Origin of the sequence: Sphingomonas sp. Ag1, from assembly GCF_000980895.1 — a bacterium.
Classification (GTDB): Bacteria; Pseudomonadota; Alphaproteobacteria; order Sphingomonadales; family Sphingomonadaceae; genus Sphingomonas; species Sphingomonas panaciterrae.
Map to the genome: position 1 here is coordinate 1 of NZ_LAZX01000038.1, position 3,517 is coordinate 3,517.

The 3,517-nt window shown below is 66.6% G+C and carries 2 protein-coding genes; one reads left to right on the forward strand and one right to left on the reverse strand.

From position 1 onward, the window contains the following. A partial coding sequence (locus XM50_RS00400) for a S8 family serine peptidase (protein ID WP_197075242.1) occupies positions 1-1,856 on the reverse strand: 1,856 nt, incomplete at its 3' end. Between the two features lie 448 nt (positions 1,857-2,304). Between XM50_RS00400 and XM50_RS00405 the strand changes: the two genes are divergently transcribed. Continuing rightward, on the forward strand, positions 2,305-3,342 hold the full coding sequence (locus XM50_RS00405; RefSeq protein ID WP_046406422.1) for a zinc-dependent alcohol dehydrogenase family protein: 1,038 nt from the start codon (positions 2,305-2,307) through the stop codon (positions 3,340-3,342). Positions 3,343-3,517 lie beyond the last annotated feature (175 nt).

Consider the following 3,517-nt stretch of genomic DNA (forward strand, 5'->3'; position numbering starts at 1 on the left):
AGCGTGCCGCCATTGCCGATGGTCACCGCGGAGGCCGTGATCCGGCCGTTGACCGTCAGCAGGCCCTGATCGGCGCGCGTCGCACCGGTGTAGCTGTTGGTGCCGGCGAGGATCAGCTCACCCGCGCCACGCTTCGTCAGGCCGCCGATATCATTGCCGAAGCCGGCGAGAACCTCCGCCGAATAGCGATCGCGCGCGTCGGTGATGTCGTTTGACCAGACATCGACGGTGCCGCCGGCGACCTCCACCTCGCGCACGGCGCGAAGCGCGGTGGGGCCGCGGAGCGCAGTGCCCATCTGCGGCGCGCCCCAGCCCGAACGCAGATCGACGCCGGGCGTGTCGAGATCGCGCGAACTGGACACCAGAATGTCCGAAATCAGCGCGGTATTATATTCGGGGAACGCCTCCATCAGCAACGCGGCAAAGCCCGAAACATTGGGCGCCGCCATCGAGGTGCCGGTCAGCGCGGCATAGCCGGGCCCGGTATAGGTGATGAAGCGTGCCAGTTCGGCGCTGATCAACGCATCCGCCTGGGTCAGCACCGAGCCGACGAACTCCGGCGTGAACAGATTGACGTTCGACACCAGGATGTTGGCGAGGGTCGACGTATAGCCATTGGGATCGCCGCCGACGAAGCGCGCGCCATAAGCGAGCGAAATGCCCACCGCCTCGCGTGCGACAAGGGTGCGTTCGCCCGCCTCGTCGAACGGCCGCCCGGCCGCCTGTGCCGCGGCCCGGCGGCTGAGATAGCCGTTCAGCACGTTGATCCAGGCGGTGTTGGCGGCCGATTGCAGCTGCGCCACGGTGCGCCCGGCGTAAATGCCGGGATAGGCCGCCGCCGTATAGGTGGCGCGGATCGCATCGACATTGACCGTATAGCCAAGCGCGCTGGAGATGATCGCACTGCCCGGGCCGGAGACGCACCAGGTGGCCGTCTGGCCGCACAGGCTGGTGCTGGGGGCGGCGGTGCCGTCCGCCAGGTAATTGGTCACCGACAGCCAGTTGCCGCGCAGCCGCGGATCGTTGAGCGGCGTCACCGCGTCGATGCTGGCATGGACGCCGCCGCCATTGCCGGCCGAGAAGACGACCAGCACGTCATTGTCGAGCACCGGCTGGTAGAAGTCGCCCAGGTTCTGCACGAACGTTGCCCGCGCCTGCGCCAGCGTGGCGGTGTAGGGCAAGGTCGTGCCCGAGCCCCAGCTGTTGTTGATGATCCGCACCTGTCCGGTGCTGGCGAGATCGACGATGTTTTCGCGCGGGGTGGCGACGGTGGTGCCGTCGATAAATTCATCCTTCCACCACAGGAAGTCGCCGGCGGCGAAATTGGCGGTCGCCGAGAAGATGTTCGCGCCAAAGGCGTTGCCGAAGCTGCGCTCCCCCGCGACGCGGTTGCCCGCGGCGGTGCCGGCGACGTGCGTGCCGTGAATTTCCCAGCGGCGCCGCTGGTTGACGAGGCCGTCATTGCCATAGCCTGCGGGGATCGCGGTGCGCAGGCCGCTGAACTTGCCCGCGCCGGAGAACAGCGGATGATCGACCAGCACACCCGAATCGTTGATGCCGATCGTCTGACCCTTACCCGTCAGGCCCATCACATAGGCATATTCGAGGCCCATATTGGCCTTGCTGTAATCGACCGCGAATTGCGCGTCCTCACGCCAGCTTTGCAGCGCGGCGTTGTAATCCGCGGTGCGGGCGCCGGTGGCGGTGTAATAGCCGCCGGCGGGGGGTGGCGGCGCCGCCGCCGCGGCGGGCGCGCCGGTTTGGGCCGCGGCGGGCATGGTGACGAGGCAGGTTGTGCACAGCGCAAGAGCAGACAAAGCAAGCCGTGCAGACGGACGACGGGACGCAGCGAACATCAATGATTCTCCCCGGAACGCGAACTCTTCGGAAATCGCGTCTCGGGCGAGAGAATATTCGTCACGCCTGAAACTTGTCGATGTGAAACCAACATATGTGAAAATGGATCTGATTCCGTGGCTTTCGCGCCACATAGGACCAAAGTCCGGATTGCAAAAACATCCGAGATATGCGTCTCGCGGGATAGTTCTACGCTGCGGCGCAACTGACAACGGTGGCATGATCGCGCCGCGCGGGGCGGGTTTACCCTCCCCTCATCTTCATTTCATCGAAGGCGTTACGACGACCGCGCCGCCCACCACCAGATGCGTAATTCCCGAGTCTGCCGGGGCGGGATCGCAGCGGGTACAGCAGCGTCTTCCCGGACCCGGCGCGACCGACGGTGAGATCGCGTGCCGCCAGCGACGCCGCGTCCGCCGACCTCTCGGAAGTGAGAAAGGGCTCTCAATGAAAGCGCTTGTCTACAAAGGCCCCGGCCAGAAGGCGTTCGAAGAGCATGCCAAGCCCGAGATTCGCGATCCCGGAGACGCGATCGTGCGCATCACTCGGACGACGATCTGCGGCACCGACCTGCATATCCTGAAGGGCGATGTGGCGACGTGCGAGCCGGGGCGGATCCTGGGGCATGAGGGCGTCGGCGTGGTCGAGGCGGTGGGGCCCGCGGTGACCACGTTCAAGCCGGGTGACCGGGTGCTGATTTCCTGCGTCAGCGCCTGTGCCAAGTGCGAATATTGCCGGCGCGGCATGTATTCGCATTGCACGACCGGCGGCTGGATCCTGGGCAATATGATCGACGGCACGCAGGCCGAGTTCGTCCGCACGCCGCATGCCGACACCAGCCTGTACCCGATCCCGGAAGGGGCGGACGAGGAAGCGCTGGTGATGCTGAGCGATATCCTGCCCACCGGGTTCGAATGCGGCGTGCTGAACGGCAAGGTGCAGCCCGGCGCGACGGTGGCGATCGTCGGAGCGGGGCCGATCGGGCTCGCCGCGCTGCTGACGGCGCAATTCTACTCCCCGGCCGAGATCATCATGATCGACCTGGACGACAACCGGCTGGAGATCGCCAAGAGATTTGGCGCGACGCGCACCATCAACAGCGGCGATGGCAAGGCGGTGGAGGCGGTCAAGGCGCTGACCGGCGGGCATGGCGTCGATACCGCGATCGAGGCGGTCGGCGTGCCGGCGACGTTCGAGCTGTGCCAGGAGCTGATCGCGCCGGGCGGGGTGATCGCCAATGTCGGCGTGCATGGCCACCCCGTGTCGCTTCACCTCGAGGCGCTGTGGGATCGCAACATCGCCATCACCACGCGGCTGGTGGATACCGTCACCACGCCGATGCTGCTGAAGGTGGTGGGATCGAAGAAGATCGACCCTGCCCTCCTCATCACCCACCGCTTCACCTTCGATCAGATGCTGGAGGCGTATGAGACGTTCGGCAATGCGCAAAAGACCGGCGCGATGAAGGTGATCATCGCCGCCTAGCCACCGGCGGCGAGCGATGGCGCGGGGGCGATGCCGGGAGTGGCATGGCCCGCGCGGGCGAGGAGCAGATCCTCCAGCCGCCGGATCCGCGCGAGCACTTCGCCGTCGCGGCGTTCGCGCATGCCGGCGATGGCGATGGCGCGCGCGACCGGCCCCGCCGCCTCGCCCAGCGCCT

Excerpts from the sequence above, each read along its gene's own strand:
- XM50_RS00405 (WP_046406422.1), top strand. The coding sequence starts at position 2,305 with ATGAAAGCGCTTGTCTACAAAGGCCCCGGCCAGAAGGCGTTCGAAGAG.